The 16348-nt window shown below is 46.7% G+C and carries 16 protein-coding genes; 10 read left to right on the top strand and 6 right to left on the bottom strand.

From position 1 onward, the window contains the following. Window positions 1-10: 10 nt before the first annotated feature. The 9 genes from B0G85_RS02095 to B0G85_RS02055 all read left to right on the top strand — a co-directional run bounded on the left by B0G85_RS02095 (window position 11) and on the right by B0G85_RS02055 (window position 7486). Window positions 11-820: a ferritin-like domain-containing protein gene (locus B0G85_RS02095; RefSeq protein WP_100378777.1), complete on the top strand. Its 810-nt coding sequence runs from the start codon at window positions 11-13 to the stop codon at window positions 818-820. Beyond that, a complete protein-coding gene (locus B0G85_RS02090; RefSeq protein ID WP_100378776.1) occupies window positions 817-2733 on the top strand; it encodes a B12-binding domain-containing radical SAM protein in 1917 nt (638 codons plus the stop codon). Before B0G85_RS02095 ends, B0G85_RS02090 begins: the two co-directional genes overlap by 4 nt. 36 nt (window positions 2734-2769) lie before the next feature. Further along, window positions 2770-3468: a hypothetical protein gene (locus tag B0G85_RS02085; RefSeq protein WP_100378775.1), complete on the top strand. Its 699-nt coding sequence runs from the start codon at window positions 2770-2772 to the stop codon at window positions 3466-3468. Beyond that, window positions 3469-4176, top strand: coding sequence for a hypothetical protein (locus tag B0G85_RS02080; RefSeq protein WP_100378774.1), 708 nt, complete (start codon window positions 3469-3471; stop codon window positions 4174-4176). It begins immediately after the preceding gene. Between the two features lie 92 nt (window positions 4177-4268). Beyond that, complete coding sequence (gene queE, locus B0G85_RS02075) at window positions 4269-4925, top strand: 7-carboxy-7-deazaguanine synthase (protein ID WP_100378773.1); 657 nt, start codon at window positions 4269-4271, stop codon at window positions 4923-4925. 32 nt (window positions 4926-4957) lie between these two features. After that, window positions 4958-5422 (top strand): 6-carboxytetrahydropterin synthase QueD, encoded by a 465-nt coding sequence (gene queD / locus B0G85_RS02070; RefSeq protein WP_100378772.1) that lies wholly within the window; start codon window positions 4958-4960, stop codon window positions 5420-5422. 8 nt (window positions 5423-5430) lie between these two features. Further along, window positions 5431-5886 carry a tRNA adenosine(34) deaminase TadA gene (gene tadA, locus B0G85_RS02065; protein WP_100378771.1) on the top strand — a complete coding sequence of 152 codons (456 nt, stop codon included), beginning with the start codon at window positions 5431-5433 and terminating at the stop codon, window positions 5884-5886. After that, entirely contained in the window at window positions 5883-6827 is a 945-nt protein-coding gene (locus B0G85_RS02060) for an LD-carboxypeptidase (RefSeq protein ID WP_100378770.1), read from the top strand. The genes tadA and B0G85_RS02060 overlap by 4 nt, the downstream gene beginning before the upstream one ends. 23 nt (window positions 6828-6850) lie before the next feature. Beyond that, window positions 6851-7486: an SOUL family heme-binding protein gene (locus B0G85_RS02055; RefSeq protein WP_232725899.1), complete on the top strand. Its 636-nt coding sequence runs from the start codon at window positions 6851-6853 to the stop codon at window positions 7484-7486. A gap of 50 nt (window positions 7487-7536) precedes the next feature. On the opposite strand, the gene B0G85_RS02050 is transcribed toward B0G85_RS02055, so the two are convergent. Genes B0G85_RS02050 through B0G85_RS02030 form a run of 5 tightly spaced genes read right to left on the bottom strand, consistent with a single transcriptional unit; the run spans window position 7537 to window position 13107 of the window. Next, window positions 7537-8418 (bottom strand): 23S rRNA (adenine(2030)-N(6))-methyltransferase RlmJ, encoded by an 882-nt coding sequence (locus B0G85_RS02050; protein ID WP_100378769.1) that lies wholly within the window; start codon window positions 8416-8418, stop codon window positions 7537-7539. 21 nt (window positions 8419-8439) lie between these two features. Next, entirely contained in the window at window positions 8440-9237 is a 798-nt protein-coding gene (locus B0G85_RS02045) for a phosphatase PAP2 family protein (protein ID WP_100378768.1), read from the bottom strand. Continuing rightward, entirely contained in the window at window positions 9234-10502 is a 1269-nt protein-coding gene (locus B0G85_RS02040) for a glycosyltransferase family 9 protein (protein ID WP_100378767.1), read from the bottom strand. The genes B0G85_RS02045 and B0G85_RS02040 overlap by 4 nt, the downstream gene beginning before the upstream one ends. 17 nt (window positions 10503-10519) lie before the next feature. Then, a complete protein-coding gene (locus B0G85_RS02035; RefSeq protein WP_100378766.1) occupies window positions 10520-11563 on the bottom strand; it encodes a lysylphosphatidylglycerol synthase transmembrane domain-containing protein in 1044 nt (347 codons plus the stop codon). Between the two features lie 47 nt (window positions 11564-11610). Further along, on the bottom strand, window positions 11611-13107 hold the full coding sequence (locus B0G85_RS02030; protein WP_100378765.1) for a glycosyltransferase family 39 protein: 1497 nt from the start codon (window positions 13105-13107) through the stop codon (window positions 11611-11613). Window positions 13108-13156: 49 nt separating this feature from the next. Here B0G85_RS02030 and B0G85_RS02025 point away from each other — a divergent pair, with 49 nt between their 5' ends. Then, window positions 13157-13954 carry a DUF3047 domain-containing protein gene (locus B0G85_RS02025; RefSeq protein WP_100378764.1) on the top strand — a complete coding sequence of 266 codons (798 nt, stop codon included), beginning with the start codon at window positions 13157-13159 and terminating at the stop codon, window positions 13952-13954. On the opposite strand, the gene B0G85_RS02020 is transcribed toward B0G85_RS02025, so the two are convergent. Continuing rightward, entirely contained in the window at window positions 13945-16290 is a 2346-nt protein-coding gene (locus tag B0G85_RS02020) for a heavy metal translocating P-type ATPase (protein ID WP_100378763.1), read from the bottom strand. The two genes, B0G85_RS02025 and B0G85_RS02020, sit on opposite strands and share 10 nt — an antisense overlap. Between the last annotated feature and the right edge of the window lie 58 nt (window positions 16291-16348).

The raw sequence follows: 16348 nt of genomic DNA, 5'->3' as shown, positions 1-16348 counted from the left end.
GCTGACAGAGATGCCTGAATTACGACACTCCGCTCTTCAAGTGCTATTGCTGACTGATCCAGGCCAGAAAGTCAGCCAGATTAAGCAATTGTTTGATGACTATCACCAGCAGCGAGTTGAGTTAAGCCCTGCTGCATTGATTCATTTTGATGGGCTTGTACTTCCGGGTCGACCAGAGAAACCAGAATTAGTCTCCCCTCAAAAGGCTCCCAAAAGATCGATGAGTACGCCCGAGGGGCGGATCAGACTATTGCACTCACTCGCACACATAGAATTTAATGCGCTAAACCTTGCTTTGGATGCGCTGGCACGTTTTTCTGAGATGCCCCAGCAATATTACGAAGACTGGTTAAAGGTTGCCAAAGAAGAGGCGTACCACTTTAGTTTGATTGAGGGGCACCTAAGATCATTGGGCTCTTACTATGGAGATCTTACGGCTCACAATAGTTTATGGGAAATGGTTGAGAGGACCTCTGATCAAGTGATCGCCAGAATGGCGCTCGTTCCCAGAACGATGGAGGCTCGCGGCTTAGATGCAGTTCCAGCGATACGTGATCGCTTTATTCAAATTAAAGATCACGCAGTTGTGGATATTTTAGATATTATTTTGCGAGATGAAGTGGGGCATGTGCTGATTGGTAATCAATGGTTCAATTATTTATGCTCCAAAGATAAGCTATCCCCTATAACAACTTATCGGGAGTTGGCCAGAAAGTACTGCGCCCCAGTTCTAAGGGGCCCATTTAATTTCGAGGCTAGAGAGCGGGCTGGGTTTACTGCTCAAGAATTGGACATTCTCAAAGAAGCAGTCCCTGCATGAAAGTCCTCAGCCTCATTCCCCCAATGACGCAGCTCAATACGCCTTACCCGTCAACAGCCTATCTCACTGGTTTTTTAAGATCGCGTAATGTTGATGCCGTTCAGGAGGATCTTGCGCTGGCATTGGTACTGGGATTTTTTACTACCGATGGTTTAGAAGAGATTAAATCAGCTGCACTGAAGCTGGCTGAAGCGCAGCGTAGCGCCAGTGTCAATTTCTTCTTAGATTATATTGAGCAATACCAAAGCACAATTGGCTTAGTGATTTCTTTTTTGCAAGGGCGTGATAGCACATTGGCCCATCGCATTAATAGTCGAACCTTACTTCCCGAGGGGCCACGCTTTTCCTCTTTGGATTCCTATGATGATGGTCTTGATGATGAGGAAGATGAAAATCCAGGCGATTCATTAGCTTGGGCATTTGGCGCCCTGGGATCACAGGATAGGGCGCGTCATCTAGCAACGCTTTACCTTAATGACTTATCCGATGTTCTTCGCGATGCAGTCGACGATCGCTTTGAGTTTGTACGCTATGCCGAATCGCTAGCGGGTAGTCAGCCTACCTTTACCCCCCTGGCAGATGCCTTGGCTGCAAGTCCAACATTGATGGATGACCACCTGCGCATGCTGACAATGGGCGTCATTGAGAAACATCAGCCTACTTTAGTGCTCTTATCAGTTCCATTTCCTGGTGCGATGTACGCTGCGCTTCGTATTGCGCAAACTATTAAATTGCACTATCCCAGTATTCATATTGGGCTAGGGGGTGGGTATGTCAACACCGAGTTACGTGAACTAACGGATCCACGGATCTTTGACTTTGTAGACTTTATTACGCTTGATTCTGGGGAGCGCCCCTTACTTGCCCTGTTAGAGCATTTGAATGGAAAGCGCTCAGCCGAGAGACTGGTCCGTACTTATATTCGTAATGCTCAGGGTCAGGTGAGGTATATGCACTGGCAAGAGTCTGATATTCCTTTTGAGGACGTGGGGACGGCAACATGGGATGGTTTGCCACTAAATTCTTATCTATCGCTTTTGGATATGCTCAATCCGATGCATCGACTTTGGAGTGATGGTCGTTGGAATAAGCTCACCGTGGCCCACGGTTGCTACTGGAAGAAGTGCAGTTTTTGCGATGTGAGCTTGGACTATATTGCCCGTTATGAAACTGCCTCAGCAAGTCTTTTGGTGGATCGTATTGAGGCGATTGTTGCTGAGACAGGGCAGACGGGGTTTCATTTTGTTGATGAGGCTGCACCGCCAAAAATATTGAAGGCCCTAGCTGAGGAATTAATTCGACGTAGGGTAGTTATTTCTTGGTGGGGAAATATTCGTTTTGAGAAAACCTTTACACCGCAACTATGCGAGTTACTAGCGCAGAGTGGGTGTATTGCGATGTCTGGTGGACTGGAGGTGGCATCTGATAGATTGCTTGATCTGATGAAAAAAGGGGTCTCAGTAGATCAGGTTGCACTAGTTACTAAAGCATTTTCAGATGTGGGTATTTTGGTTCATGCTTATCTGATGTATGGCTTTCCTACGCAAACCGTTCAAGAAACGGTTGACGCCTTGGAATATGTTCGTCAATTCTTTGAAAATGGCTGTATTCAGAGTGGCTTCTTTCATCGCTTTACCTGTACCGTCCATTCCCCCGTCGGAAGGGATCCGCAAGAATATGGGATCTCACTTGTGCCACAACCCCCCATTAGCTTTGCCAAAAATGATGTTTCATTCATCGACCCTAGTGGAGTAGATCACGATCTTTTAGGTTTAGGCTTAAAAAAAGCCATTTATAACTTCATGCATGGCATTGGATTTGATGAAGATGTTCATACCTGGTTTGATTTGGCTGATATGCCAAGAACGACCATCAGCAAAAGCAAAATTGCTAAGCTGTTAGGATATTCGTAAATGAAGTTCATCTATCAATCTTATTAAGGGGATTAAATGAACCTGACACGTCGAACACTATTGGCCTCTGCTGCTTTATTGCCGGTCGCTTGCACAGGCCTTTCTTATGAGCGCGGGATACCCGTTAGTCAGCCTAAGCCACTTCCTGTTATTCGCCCGCCTCAGTTAGGGCAATCGTGGACTTATATCAAGAAAGATATGTTTAGTGGGAAAACATTGGACGTCATTACTGAGAAGCTTACAAAACTATCCCCAATGATCACGCTGGATAGAGTAACGGCTAGTGGTGATCGTCTGCCTAGTGAAATTCAGGCCTCATGGGGCATGGTGGCAACTGATACACAATGGCCACGACTGCTTAATTTCAGCCCCTCTTTACCCTTATGGCCAGAGCAGCTGTCTACTGTATGGGCAAAGCAAATTACCACCCAATATAGCGTCGCAGGATATCCCGAGTCTAGACTCAACTGGCAGGAATACATGAGTGTTCAAGGCTGGGAAAAAATTACAGTTCCTGCTGGTGAATTTGTTGCCTTACGCTTTCAGACATTAATCAACTATGAGAGTGACGATGCCAATAAGGTAGATTGCATTCGTAAGGAAACGGTTTGGTTTGCCCCACAGATTGGCCGGTGGGTAGCTCGTGAGGCATCGGGCTCTTACCAAATACAGGGGCAGATTGGCGCTGTTATTTTGGAAGGGAGTTATCGATGGGAACTTTCTGCGTACCAGTAAATGAAAATCCTCGGTAGACTTTGGATTTTGCTGCTGCCAGCCTTTTTAGCGGCATGCATTTCCTCTCAGCCTTACCCTGAAGGCGTTCCGATAGCTCAGCCAATGAGCGTTACCCAAGTACGGCCGCCTCAGGTAGGGCAGCAGTGGGTTTATAACGTTCGCAATGTGTTTAATCAAGAATTAGTTGATGTCGTTACAGAAACTGTTATCGCTGTTGGTTCGCAGGTTAGGATTGCGCGAACTAGTTTGAGGACTGGAGTGCTTCCAGAGGAAATTCAAGAGCCTTGGGGTTTCATTTTGCAAGATCCGCATTGGAGTCCACCCCAGCGATTTTTGCAAACTACCCCATTATGGCCAGAGCAATTGGTGGGTGGATGGTCAGGCTTTTATCGTAGTCGCTATCAGGTGCTGGACTATCCCAATAATGACTATTACTGGGGGCTTAATATCGATGCTATTGAATGGCAGCGTGTTAGTGTGCCTGCGGGAGACTTTAATGTGCTGCTGTACCGTAATGAAATGCCTTTTTTTACGAGTAATGATTTCTCTAGGGTGGCTAATACACGATACGAGGATGTCTGGCTCTCTCCAGAAATTGGTCGCTGGGTCATTAGGCGTAGCTTTGGACGCTATTTATGGGGTGGAATGCGCTGGAATAACGCCCTTTGGGAAGATTATCTGCAGTGGGAGCTCGTTTCCTGGAAGTGATCTGCGTAAGCCACATTAAAGCAGCCCTTATTAGCTGATAATAGAGTTCTGCTGGAGTACTAGAGCTCCGGTATGTTAGCTATAGAAAAACATTGATGTATACCGTAAAAGAACTTTTCCCAACCCTCCAAGGTGAGGGCGCTCACGCCGGCCGTGCCGCTATCTTTTGTCGCTTCGCTGGATGCAATCTCTGGAGTGGCCGCGAGGAAGATCGCGCCTCAGCAATTTGCCAATTTTGTGACACTGACTTTGTAGGTAGCGATGGTATCGGAGGTGGAAAGTTTGACAATGCCGCCCTGTTGGCAGATGCGATTGAAGCATCCTGGGCAAGCACTTCAGCGGGACCTCAGCAACGCTATGTGGTGTTTACTGGCGGTGAACCATTGTTGCAGTTAGATAGTTTGTTAATTGAGGCTTTACACGCTAAACAGTTTTCAATTGCAATCGAGACTAACGGCACGATCAAAGTTCCCAAGGGTGTCGATTGGGTCTGCGTCAGCCCTAAGGCGGGATCAAACTTAATTGTTTTGCAGGCCGATGAAATAAAATTGGTGATTCCGCAATTGGGGCATGATTCGATTGAGCGTCTATTAGCCCGTTTTGAGGGAATGGATTATCGCAATCGTTTTTTGCAGGCAATGGATGGCCCTCAACTTAAAGAAAACATGGCTTTAGCAGTAAGCCTTTGCCAGAAGCGTCCTTTATGGCGATTGAGTGTGCAGACACATAAGGTCATTGGTATTCGGTAGTAAATAATCTGCGTTTAAAGAGAATAAAAAATATGATTACAGCACCAGAAGCCATTTCCATTACCCGACGTCTGGAGTTTGATGCTGGTCATCGCATTCCGAATCATGATGGGCAATGCCGTCACTTGCATGGCCATCGTTACGCAATTGAAATTACCTTAACGGGAGCCATGGCAGACCATCCCGGTAAAGCCGACGATGGTATGGTCTTGGATTTTGGTGATATCAAGCGACTTGCTACTCAGCATATTGTCGAGCCTTGGGATCATGCCTTTTTAGTGGCCAAAGAAGATGCCGGGCTAGTAGACTATCTCAATTCCATACCTAACCATAAGACGGTCATGATGGAATGTGTACCCACGGTTGAAAATTTAGCGAGTACAGCATTTAAAATACTGTGCCCTGTTTTCGAGCAAGCGTTTAGCGGGCGCCTTATTCTTTCTGCGGTTCGTCTTTATGAGACGCCAAATTGCTGGGCTGACGTTACCCATTCATAAAGTGCGCTATGCAAGTTGAGATCGATCATCAATTTATGCAGCTTGCGCTCGATCAAGCTAAGCTTGCTGCATTAGCAGGCGAAGTGCCGGTTGGTGCAGTCTTAGTTCGCGATGGCCAAGTCATCGCAAGTGGTTTTAATCAGCCGATTACCAATAGCGACCCAAGTGCTCATGCAGAAATGATGGTGCTAAGAGGGGCGGCTCTATTAGAAAAGAATTATCGCTTGCCAGGTACTACGCTATATGTGACTTTAGAGCCCTGCACCATGTGTGCTGGTGCAATGCTGCATGCCAGACTAGATCGGGTAGTGTTTGGAGCGACCGATCCCAAGACTGGGGTTGCTGGGAGCGTCCTCAATCTATTTTCAGAAAAGCAGCTTAATCATCAAACCCAAGTCGAAGGTGGCATTATGGGTGAAGAGTGCGGTCAGATACTGCGTGATTTCTTTCGGGAGCGACGTTGAAACAGATTCATTTGATTGCTCCTTCAGGGGCTAGCTTAGATACCAGTACCCCTTTAGCGGGAATACAGTGGCTGATCTCGCAAGGTGTAGAGGTACTCAATGCAGCCTGCATGAGTCGAGTTCACCAGCGCTTTGCTGGAGAAGATGCTGAGCGTTTGTCGGAGATCAATGCGCTTGCAACACTCCCTCCAAATATTACCGTCATGGCAATGCGTGGAGGCTATGGCCTTCATCGTTTACTCCCAAAGATTCATTGGGATGCGATTGCAAAAAATATCCAAAATGGGCTGCAAATTTGTGGTCATAGTGACTTCACTGCTTTTGAATTAGCAATGCTAACAAAGACTGGTGCCGTAACTTTGGCAGGCCCAATGCTGAACTTTGACTTTGCCTTTCAAGAAGATCAGGGTAAAGGGGTTACCCCCAATGCATTGATGTGGAAGCAATTCAAGACCGCCATTACTGAGCGAAGACTGGAATTCACAGTCAAAGCTGTGCAATCTTACTTAGGTCGGCCACCGAAAGAGAGTCTGTCTGGAATATTGTGGGGCGGAAACCTTACGGTACTCACGGGTTTAGTGGGCACACCTTATCTGCCTGACCTGGAAAAGACTAAGGGTGGCATTCTATTTTTGGAAGATGTCAATGAACATCCGTATCGTATTGAGCGAATGTTAATGCAACTCCTCGATGCCGGTATATTGGCTAATCAAGGCGCAGTTTTATTGGGCGGTTTTTCTGCATACCGCCTTTATGATCATGATCGTGGTTATGACTTAGATGCTGCTATTGAGCTCATCCGCAGTCGTCTTCCAAGCCATATTCCGATCTTGACGGGCCTACCTTTTGGGCATCAATCTGAAAAGCTGACATTGCCTGTAGGTGCCCGTGCCCATATTGAGTTTGATCAAACTGGTTTTCATATTCAGTCTAAGTGGTAGTAGTTTTTGAGAGGGAGCACCCGATGAGGGCATTATTTTTTCTCACCAGTCTTTTCATTACGGGTAATGTCATGGCCACTGAAGAACCAAAATATTCTCTTCTAGAAAAGTCTGAATCGTTTGAGTTGCGTAGCTATGCACCGCAAATCATCGCGCAGGTTAAGGTTACTGGAGATATGGATGCCGCCTCAAGCCAAGGATTTCGGCTGATTGCAGCCTATATTTTTGGACAAAATCAAGTCAATCAAACCATTGCTATGACGGCTCCTGTTGGCATAGAAATGAATACCCAAGCTCAGAATGCAAAAATTGCAATGACTGCACCTGTAGGAATTCAGGCGGATAAAGAGAGTCAGGCTGGGGCACAACAGTGGACGGTATCGTTTGTGATGCCCGCGGAATACACCCTCACTAGCTTGCCTAAGCCCATTAATCCGCAGGTCAAAATACGAGAGTTACCCGCAGAAAAGAAAGCAGTGTTGGTTTTTTCAGGACTTTATAGTGAGGACAAGGTGCTTGAGAAAACTCAGGCTTTAGAAGCTTGGATTAAATTAAAGGGATTACAAATAACGGGTGAGCCTCAGTTCGCCCGCTACAACCCTCCCTGGACACTGCCTTTCCTGCGTCGTAATGAAATCTTGATTCCGGTGCGCGATTAAGCTTAACAAGCTTAATTAGCCCATTAAGCCCACTAGGCTCACTAAGCTCACTAAGCCTCAAAGCTTTTTAATAAAAACTCAGCGCTGCTATCTTGGCCCAGAGCTTGGGTCAAGATAGGCAAACTATCCGCTAGATTCTTTTCTAATGTCCACGGTGGATTAATGATGAACATACCGCTGGCTTGAAGACGTCTTTCTTTGGGTGCATGTTCAACCCGTAATTCAACATGAAGCCAAGAGCGCATATGGTTAGCAGCCACTTTTTTCATGCGGTCCGGTAGTTCAGCTGACTCTCTTCTAGATAGCGCCGGATACCAGATAGCATAACAACCCGTTGCAAAACGCTGTAGCGCCTCTCCCATAGCCGCCTCTAAATAGCGATAGTCTTGTTTATCTTCATAGGAGGGGTCAATTAAGACCAGTCCCCGCCTGCTAGGAGGGGGAAGCAGCCCCTTTAATCTTGAAAAACTATCTGCTGCATAAATATCGATTTGTTTTGCCTGGGGTAGCTGAGCAATGTTTTGGCGCAAGATATCAATTTCTTTGGGGTGCAGCTCAAATAATTTAAGGCGATCTTGCGGTCTTAGCAACCGCGCTAAGATAAAAGGTGAGCCGGGATACAGTTCGATATTGCCCTGCGTATTCTCATTACGAATCAAGTCTAGATAATGAGTAATATCTTCGTTTAAAGAGTGTCCTAAGCTGATTTGTTTCTCGATAAACTGAATGAGGCGATAAATACCGCCATCAGCCTCATTACTCACTTTTGCAAAGCCATCTATGAGGCTATATATTCCAGCGCCCGCATGGGTGTCTACCAGCGTTAATGCGCCAGGTTTTTCTTGCAGGTATTTCACCAAATGGATCAATACATAATGCTTGAGGATGTCAGCATGACTACCCGCATGAAATGCATGTCTATAACTGAACATAATTCAATATCCCCATCATTCTTAGATGCCTTTGTTTTTTTGAGCTTGAATCAATAGCATAAGAGTGATACCAATCAAAGCAACGCATGCGTATTGTAAAGATGCATTTAGGGGGGAATCTAACACTTGGGTTAGTAATACATAAGTGATGCCAATGCCTGCAAGTGACAACAGGCGAGGCCCAATTTTACTGGGAGCCAACTGCGCACTTGGAATGTAGCTAGAAAGTAGCGCTCCAATCATGCCAGACCATACACCGATTGCGCAACCAGCTAAGACGTCGGTTAACCAGTGGGCCCCAAGTGCATTACGGGATAAGCCAACACATGATGCTATGACAAAGATCCACCACAGGCTAGATCGTTTATCTTTGTCAGCGCTAAAGTAAATACCTGATGCAACTGCGAAAGCAGTCAAAGTATGGCCTGAGGGCATTGCGTTGTGAAGCAGGGGCTCACCCACACGATAGAAGTCCGTTAATGGCAAGACGCTACTAGGACGCGGTAGGTTTAAGAGCAGCTTGAGTGTTTGACTAATTAATCCACCAATAGCAGCGCCAAAGAGGCTCGAAACAAATAGCCTAGGAGCCAATAACAGTAGCGGAAAACACAGTGCAAAAATGCCCCAGCCATTACCAAGAAAAGTAAGCCAGGTCCAAACTACATCCGGAAGGAGTTGGGTGTAGTGATTGACAAATAAAAATGTAGCTGTTTGTAGCCCACCAAAATAAATGGCGACTGCCAAACCGAGAGGCAATAAGGGTAGGAGCCATGCCCAAGCATTCACAATTGCAACTGCTGAGTTTTTCTGCTCAGTCACGGAACTGCACGAGCCTTTTCTTGATCCGCTTCATTGAGTTGGTGCATCATTTTTTCAAGCACCTGAGTGACGGTGATCGCTTGCATGCATCTATTGTCATGGCACGGTGTTTTGCGATGATTGGCTGCGCTGACGCAAGGGGAGCACGCAAGATTGGCGGTGATGGCAATAGATTTACCTACCGAACCATACAGTGCTGGTGTTTCTGGTCCGAATAACACTACCGTTCTTAGTGAAGTAACGGCGGAGAAGTGGCCTGGCCCAGAGTCATTGGTGACCATCACATCCGATAAGGTGTAAAGCGGTGGTAATTCTGCAAAGCTAACTTGACCTGCAAAGTTCAATGCGTTGTTGACATTCGCAACGCAGCGTACTTTTTCGACGTAGTCAAATTCAGCTGGCGATCCAGTAATTAAGATTAAATCACTAGGGTAGCGCTGACTTAGTTCTATGATCAGTTCTGAGAAACGCTGTTGTGCCCAACGTCTTTGAACCAATAGATCGCTTGCATTGGGATTGACTAAAATGATGCGCTGTTTGCCTTGAGTAAAGGTAAGTCCAGCCTCAAGGCTTAGTTTTTCGATACGCTCACGGACTTTTTGTAGCACGGCCGGCTCAATGACTGCCTGAGCGAGGCGTACTTCAGAATCAGCAATATGAATTTTGCTAAATGGGACTTCAATTTCGGTAGCAAAAGCAGCATGAATTAAAGACAGAAAATTCTTAGTAATATGAATATGCGGGTTGTAGTGTACTTTTCGAGTCAGCATAAATCCGCGCCACAAACCTTCACCATGAAAGATGTGATAGCCCACACGACGACGGGCTCCACAAAGGCCGGTTAGTAGGGCGGTAAAGCGAGAAAACAACTCCAAATCAATCACTGTGTCGATACGGTGCTTGCGAGCCACTACTAAAAAACGCAATGTATCTTTTATTAGACCTCCTAAGCTGGAGGAGTCAATGGTAAAAATATTTTCAGGCTTTACGGTATTTAATAGGGTGAGGCTTGCGCGATTACTTTTAAAGATCAGAAAAAAGAGTTCGGCGCCACGAGCTTGGGCGTTGCGCATAGCTGGGTCAACTAAGATCGCACTACCCATTTCCGATAGCTCGATGAACAGTAGTTTCTTGGGTGGCCCAGACGAATCGGTAACCATATTTTTAATGCCATCAATCAAGGCGATTATTGGGCTAACAGCTGCACACAGTGGCACTCCAACCCAGTGATCAATGGCACGCATTGTATTTACGCTAATACTCATAGTCAGACTCTAAAGAGTTAATTCCGTTTTAATAAGAGATAGGCGCCAGGTAAAACCGCCAATACAGTAATGGCGCCATAGCTAATAGAAGCCAATACAGTAATCGATGAGTTAACGCCCCATAAAGCCAAAACTGAGGAGAGGGTCGCTTCTCGAAGACCCCAGCCGGAAATGCTAATGGGGAGCATCAGCAATAAGCTCAGTGCTGGTAAGCCGATCATCAGCCCTTCGATGGGGGCATCAACACCATAAGCCTTGAGGCAGAATAAAAGCGTCAAGATAGTAAGTGCATGGATGCCAATAGCAAAAACAGCTTGTGCAATATTCATTGGCCATGAAAAGGCCAGTTTGATGCCAGGCATTGATTGGTTCATTTGCAGCTTGTTAAGTAGTGACTGCAGCAAATGGCGTGTGGGACCCCAAGCGAGCACGATTGAAACTGCTAAACCTGCAAGTATCATGAAGCTAGTGACCACGTAGCCTAGCTTTTCTCCCCAAGCCGCTAAACTAGCGCCGCCAAGTATGAGGCCAATTCCACCTAATAAATTATTTCCTGCTAGACCGAGCAAGCGATCTACCAACACCATTGAAAAGCTCAGACGTAATTTAGGGTTAGCGTGCTCTAGGTCAACTGAGTGATGAAGCTCTTTATTGAGCTCCTTCTCTTGTATTAATTTTCCGCTGCTATTAAGGTGTGCTGCTGTGATGGCGCGATAGCTATCCCCACCTAAGGTGCTAGGTAAGCCTTGGTTAATTAAGCCACCAGCAAAATATAAGGCAACATAATTTTTCAAGCTGGCGTTAAATCCTACCGCTCGCATCAGAAATCCCCAGCGTAATCCACCACAAATAAAGGCGCTTAACATCGTGAGGCCGGCAGCTAAAAACCACCATGGTTGCATCTGAATTTCAGTATGGAATAGGGCGTGCCAATCGATCCCGCTCGTTGCTTTCCATAGAAGTGCAATAGATAGAAGAACGCGAATCGTGGGCCAGGCTTTTTTTAGGGCTGCTTTCCACCCAGATGTTGCTTTGGGGGTGGATTGGGGTAATGTGCTCATAGCCTAAGGATAATGCCTTGTGAGCCTGAGGTATCCAATTGGGTGCATCAAGGGGCTTGGCTGCCATCCCGCCAGTTACGGCACAGGCTAAATTCAAATGTAGATAAAACCTGCCCGAAGCGCAAGATCTCAAGTCTGTCTAAGGGTTCGCAGTGCTCAAAGGCCCAATTTCCCCCCACTGGCGGACTAAAGACCATTCCTGACCATCCTACTAATAGAGCGCTAGCCCCCACTGGTAATTGACCAAACCATAGATCAAACTGATCTTTTCGTTGATCCAAAACAAAAACCGGCAGTGGGCTGGCATACCAGGCAGCTCTGCTACCCAAAGTCCAGTTTTGCACTGCAATTCCCTCTGCTTTGGTGGCTTGTGCAAGTTGAGCCGCTTTTTGGCCAGCCAGCTTCCATCCATAGAGATCAGCAATGGGATTGGATTTGATAGCGGCTGAACTGATGCCTCCAGCAAGGACAAAAGCAAAACCGAGCAGACAAAGCATCAATTGCGTAATGAGCAGTAGTCGAATGGCTAGACGCTGCTGTATAGCCCAGGCTTTAGCTAGACCGATTCCTGCAAAGGGGGCTAAGCAAAACCAGGCTGGCGTTGTCCAATGTGGAAGGCTGCCCCCACCGGATAGAGTGGCGAAAATGGTAAATGGGATCAAAAAGAAGCTGAGCAGAGCAAGTAAGACTGCTCGCTGGGAGCGAAGACAATCTTTTATAAAAATAAACGAACCCATGAGCAATAGCGGGCCAAAGCAGGCAATCTGCAGTCCAATAAAAGCCCCAACTCTTCGCCAAGCCCAAGTACTTCCTCCACCGTGGGCAATTTGGTACTTGAATGAGATCCAATCATTTAGCCAATTCCAGTACAGCATGGGACTGATGACAATTAAAGCGATGCCAGCTGCGAACCAGAAGCCGAATGTGCTAAGCCAGGGTTTTTTGGGGGTCACTAAAAGTACCGCAAGCAATGCAAAGGTCGTAAACGCAGCAGTATATTTACTCATTCCCGCTAGGCCTAAGAGCAGGCCAGTTAACATCCAATCGGCAGTCGAAAAGGAATCTTTTCTGATCCAGCGAAGGGCCATCATGAGCAGGCCTAAACTCAGCGGTGTCAGTAGTGTGTCTGGTAGCAGGCCAATGGCGAGAACATGCGGCAAAGGTGCTGCAATGATGGATAGCACAGCTATGAGGCCGCATACATTTGCTGATGGTAGCGCGGTGCTTAAGTAGCCAGCATTTCGGCCCTGAATCACATGATGAACCTCTAGGGTGACTTGGTACACCAAATAGGCAGAGATGACCCAAAGCAATTCGGGGATTAGTCGGATGATGCCCTCGGAAGAAGTCAAAGACACAAGAGGCCACTGTATCCAGCCGACCAATGGTGGATGATCAAAGTAGCTCCAGGCTAAATGCTGTGCGTATAGTGCGTAATGCGCTTCATCAACTGAAAATTCAATGGCAAAGCCAAGGGCAAAGTGCACCACTGCGGCGATACAAATGGCGGTTGCCGCCCAGCTTGAAGGAGATCGATTACGCATCGGGTGATTTTAGACGCACTGCCCTCCATTCTTTGGGACAATGACGAATATGTTGAAAAAGTACCCCCTCATCCTCAGCATTGCTGCCACGTTATGGCTGGTGGGCTGTGCGGGTTTTACTAGTAATTCCATAGAAAACGAGTCAGGCCAGGCACTTCATGTGGATCAGTTGCCTGCGCAAGAGGATTTACCGAAATTTTCTGCCCAGAAGCCCCGTGAGGGAATGCCCGGTGGATGGAATTTCTATCGTATTGCCCCCTACAAGAAAAATACCGTCTATCGCTTAGAGAGCTATCAGGGCAGAACTGTCCTCTCGGCGAGCTCCAAAACATCTGCCTCCGGTCTTGTAGTGAAGTTGCGTCCACGTTCGGCACAAAATCTTTGGTTACAGTGGGAGTGGAAGGCAGTAGAAGAAATTACTCAAGCTGATAATGCGCAGAGTCAGCAAGATGACGCACCGCTGAGAATATTAGTAGCCTTTGACGGTAATAAATCTGCACTCTCATTAAAAGAAAAGCTGAACTTTGAGATGGCTAATTTAATTAGTGGGCAAGAAATGCCTTATGCCACACTGATGTATATATGGTCCGGTAAAAACCCAGCGAATGCCGTACTTGATAATGCGCACACCTCACGAGTCAAGATGATTGTGGTTGACTCCGGTTGGAAGAACTTAGGGGAGTGGCGTAAGCATGATCGGGACTTGGCTGCTGATTACAGGCAAGCTTATGGAGAAGCGCCAGGCAATGTTATTGGGATTGCTTTGCTGACCGACACAGACAATACCAAATCAGAAACACGTGCACTGTACGGCGATATTGAGTTGATTCGTAAGATTCAAAAATAATGTCTAGGGTGCCAGCGTTTTAAAAGTAGTGCGTTACTCAAAACACAAAAGCTGGAAAGGGCCATCGCACTGCCAGCGAGCATCGGTGACAGGTATCCCAGTGCCGCCATCGGAATGCCGATTGTGTTGAAGGCAAATGCCCAAAATAAATTTTGACGAATCTTATTCCAGGTCTTTTTGGAGATCTCAATAGCATCCGCAACCAGGCCGGGATCACCTCGCATTAAGGTAATGCCTGCTGCCTGCATCGCTACATCAGTGCCAGTCGACATAGCCATACCAACATCGGCAATGGCTAATGCAGGGGCATCATTGACACCATCGCCGATCATTGCGACGTAATGTTTATTGCCCGCAATGTTGGTCTGTAGTTGTTGAATAATTTCTGCTTTCTTACTTGGCATAATTTGCGCAAATACTTCATCGACTCCAATCGCTTGACCTACTCGAGTGGCGGCCGCCAAGTTATCACCAGAGATCATGACAGTACGAATGCCTAAGGCTTTTAATGCAGTCACAGCCTGCGTTGATCCGGGCTTGAGTTCATCGCCAAAAGCAAACAAAGCAACTGGAATAGCAACATCGACAGCAGTAGTAGCAATAACAACATCAGCATGTGAGCCTAAGTCCATTAGCACTGAAACCGTTTGTCCCTGATCAAAGTAGGGTTGTGCCTTTTCGAGAATTCTCTGAAATTCAGGAGTGCCCTCTAAGGAGTTAATACTCTGTATGCGCAGGCGATGGTTTGCAAAAAATCCTGAGATTGGTATGCCCTCTACTCCGATGCCTGGTAGTGCCATATTGTTGGTAACGGAGATGAGAAGTGCCTGCTGATCTTTTGCATAATCAATTAGTGCTTTTGCTAAGGGATGTTCGCTTCCCAACTGCAGGCTCGCTGCGGTCGCTAAAATATCATTTGGATTGTTGAGTGCTAAATCAAATGGCAGGAAATGAATCAGTCTAGGCTTACCAGCAGTCAGTGTGCCTGTTTTATCAAATGCGACGATATCTAAGCAATGGGAAAGCTCTAGGACCTGCGGGTCTTTGATCAGAATGCCAAACTTCGCTGCGATACCCGTCCCAGCCATGATGGCAGCTGGCGTTGCCAAGCCTAGAGCGCAGGGACAGGCAATTACCAAAACAGAGACAGCTCGCAATAAGGCAATTGATACTGAATCTAGGTAAAGCCAGTTTCCAATTCCCGTTAGTACTGCCAAAAGAATGACGGTAGGTACGAAAATAGCACTGACTTGATCAACGAGTTTTTGAATCGGGGCTTTTTGCGTTTGCGCTTCTTCAACTAAGCGAATGATTTGTGACAGCACACTTTCAATTCCGACTGCTTGTGCGACCACGATGAGAGCGCCTTCCCCATTCAGAGCGCCGCCAATTACCTGGTTGCCGATACACTTTTTAACTGGCTCACTTTCACCTGTGAGTAGAGCTTCGTCAATATGACTAGTGCCAGAAATAATGATGCCATCCACCGGAATGCGCTCACCGGGAAGAATAAATACTCGGTCGCCTGGAAGTACTTGACTCAGAGGCAGATCACGATATTGATCTGACTTAATGCTGGCACTACCACTACCACTACCACTACCACTTGGTAGCTCAAACGTTTGACGGAGTACTTTTGCGTGCTCGGGCCATAGTTTTTGAAGTGCCCGAATTGCTTCACTAGTTTGTTTTTTGGCCCTTGCCTCTAGCCATTTACCTAACAACACCATGCTGATAATGATGGCAGAGCCCTCAAAGTACAGTTCATGCGTATGACTAGATGACATGAGCAAATAAAGACTCAGTCCATACGCTGCACTTGTTCCTAGTGCTACCAATAAATCCATATTGCCGGCACCAGCCATTAGGGATTGATAGCCAGCTTTGTAAAAACGCCAACCCAGTACAAATTGCACTGGAGTAGCCAAGGCAAATTGCCACCAGCCGGGTAATGACCAATGAAAACCTAGGGGCATTATTAGCATTGGTAGGGCCAGTGGCGCTGAAAGTAGAAAGCCTAGCAAGACTCTGCCAAGGCCATCTGAAGCCCAAAGTGACTTTGTAGTCTTTGCTTCCCCTTGGCCTATATTGCCGGCCGGCGCGCTCTCTTTAGCCTCATAGCCAGTCTTTTGAACCAGACTGATGATTTCTGGCAGTTTGATCGAGCCCCTCTGAATGCGTATTCTGGCCTGTTCAGTCGCTAGATTGACGCTAGCGGCCTCTACCCCTGGAATTTTTAATAAAGCCTTCTCAACCCGACTGACGCAGGAAGCACAGGTCATGCCTCCAATATCAAGGGTGAAGAATTCTGAATTTGTATGCTCTGCTTGGTTCATATAGAAGATAATCTCTAGTATGGACTCAAATAACGCATTTTTAGCATTTCCCAGACAG

The organism is Polynucleobacter brandtiae, assembly GCF_002797575.1.
GTDB classification, from domain to species: domain Bacteria; phylum Pseudomonadota; class Gammaproteobacteria; order Burkholderiales; family Burkholderiaceae; genus Polynucleobacter; species Polynucleobacter brandtiae.
The sequence above is the reverse complement of the archived record's forward strand: the minus strand, read 5'-3'. Positions and strand labels throughout refer to the sequence as shown.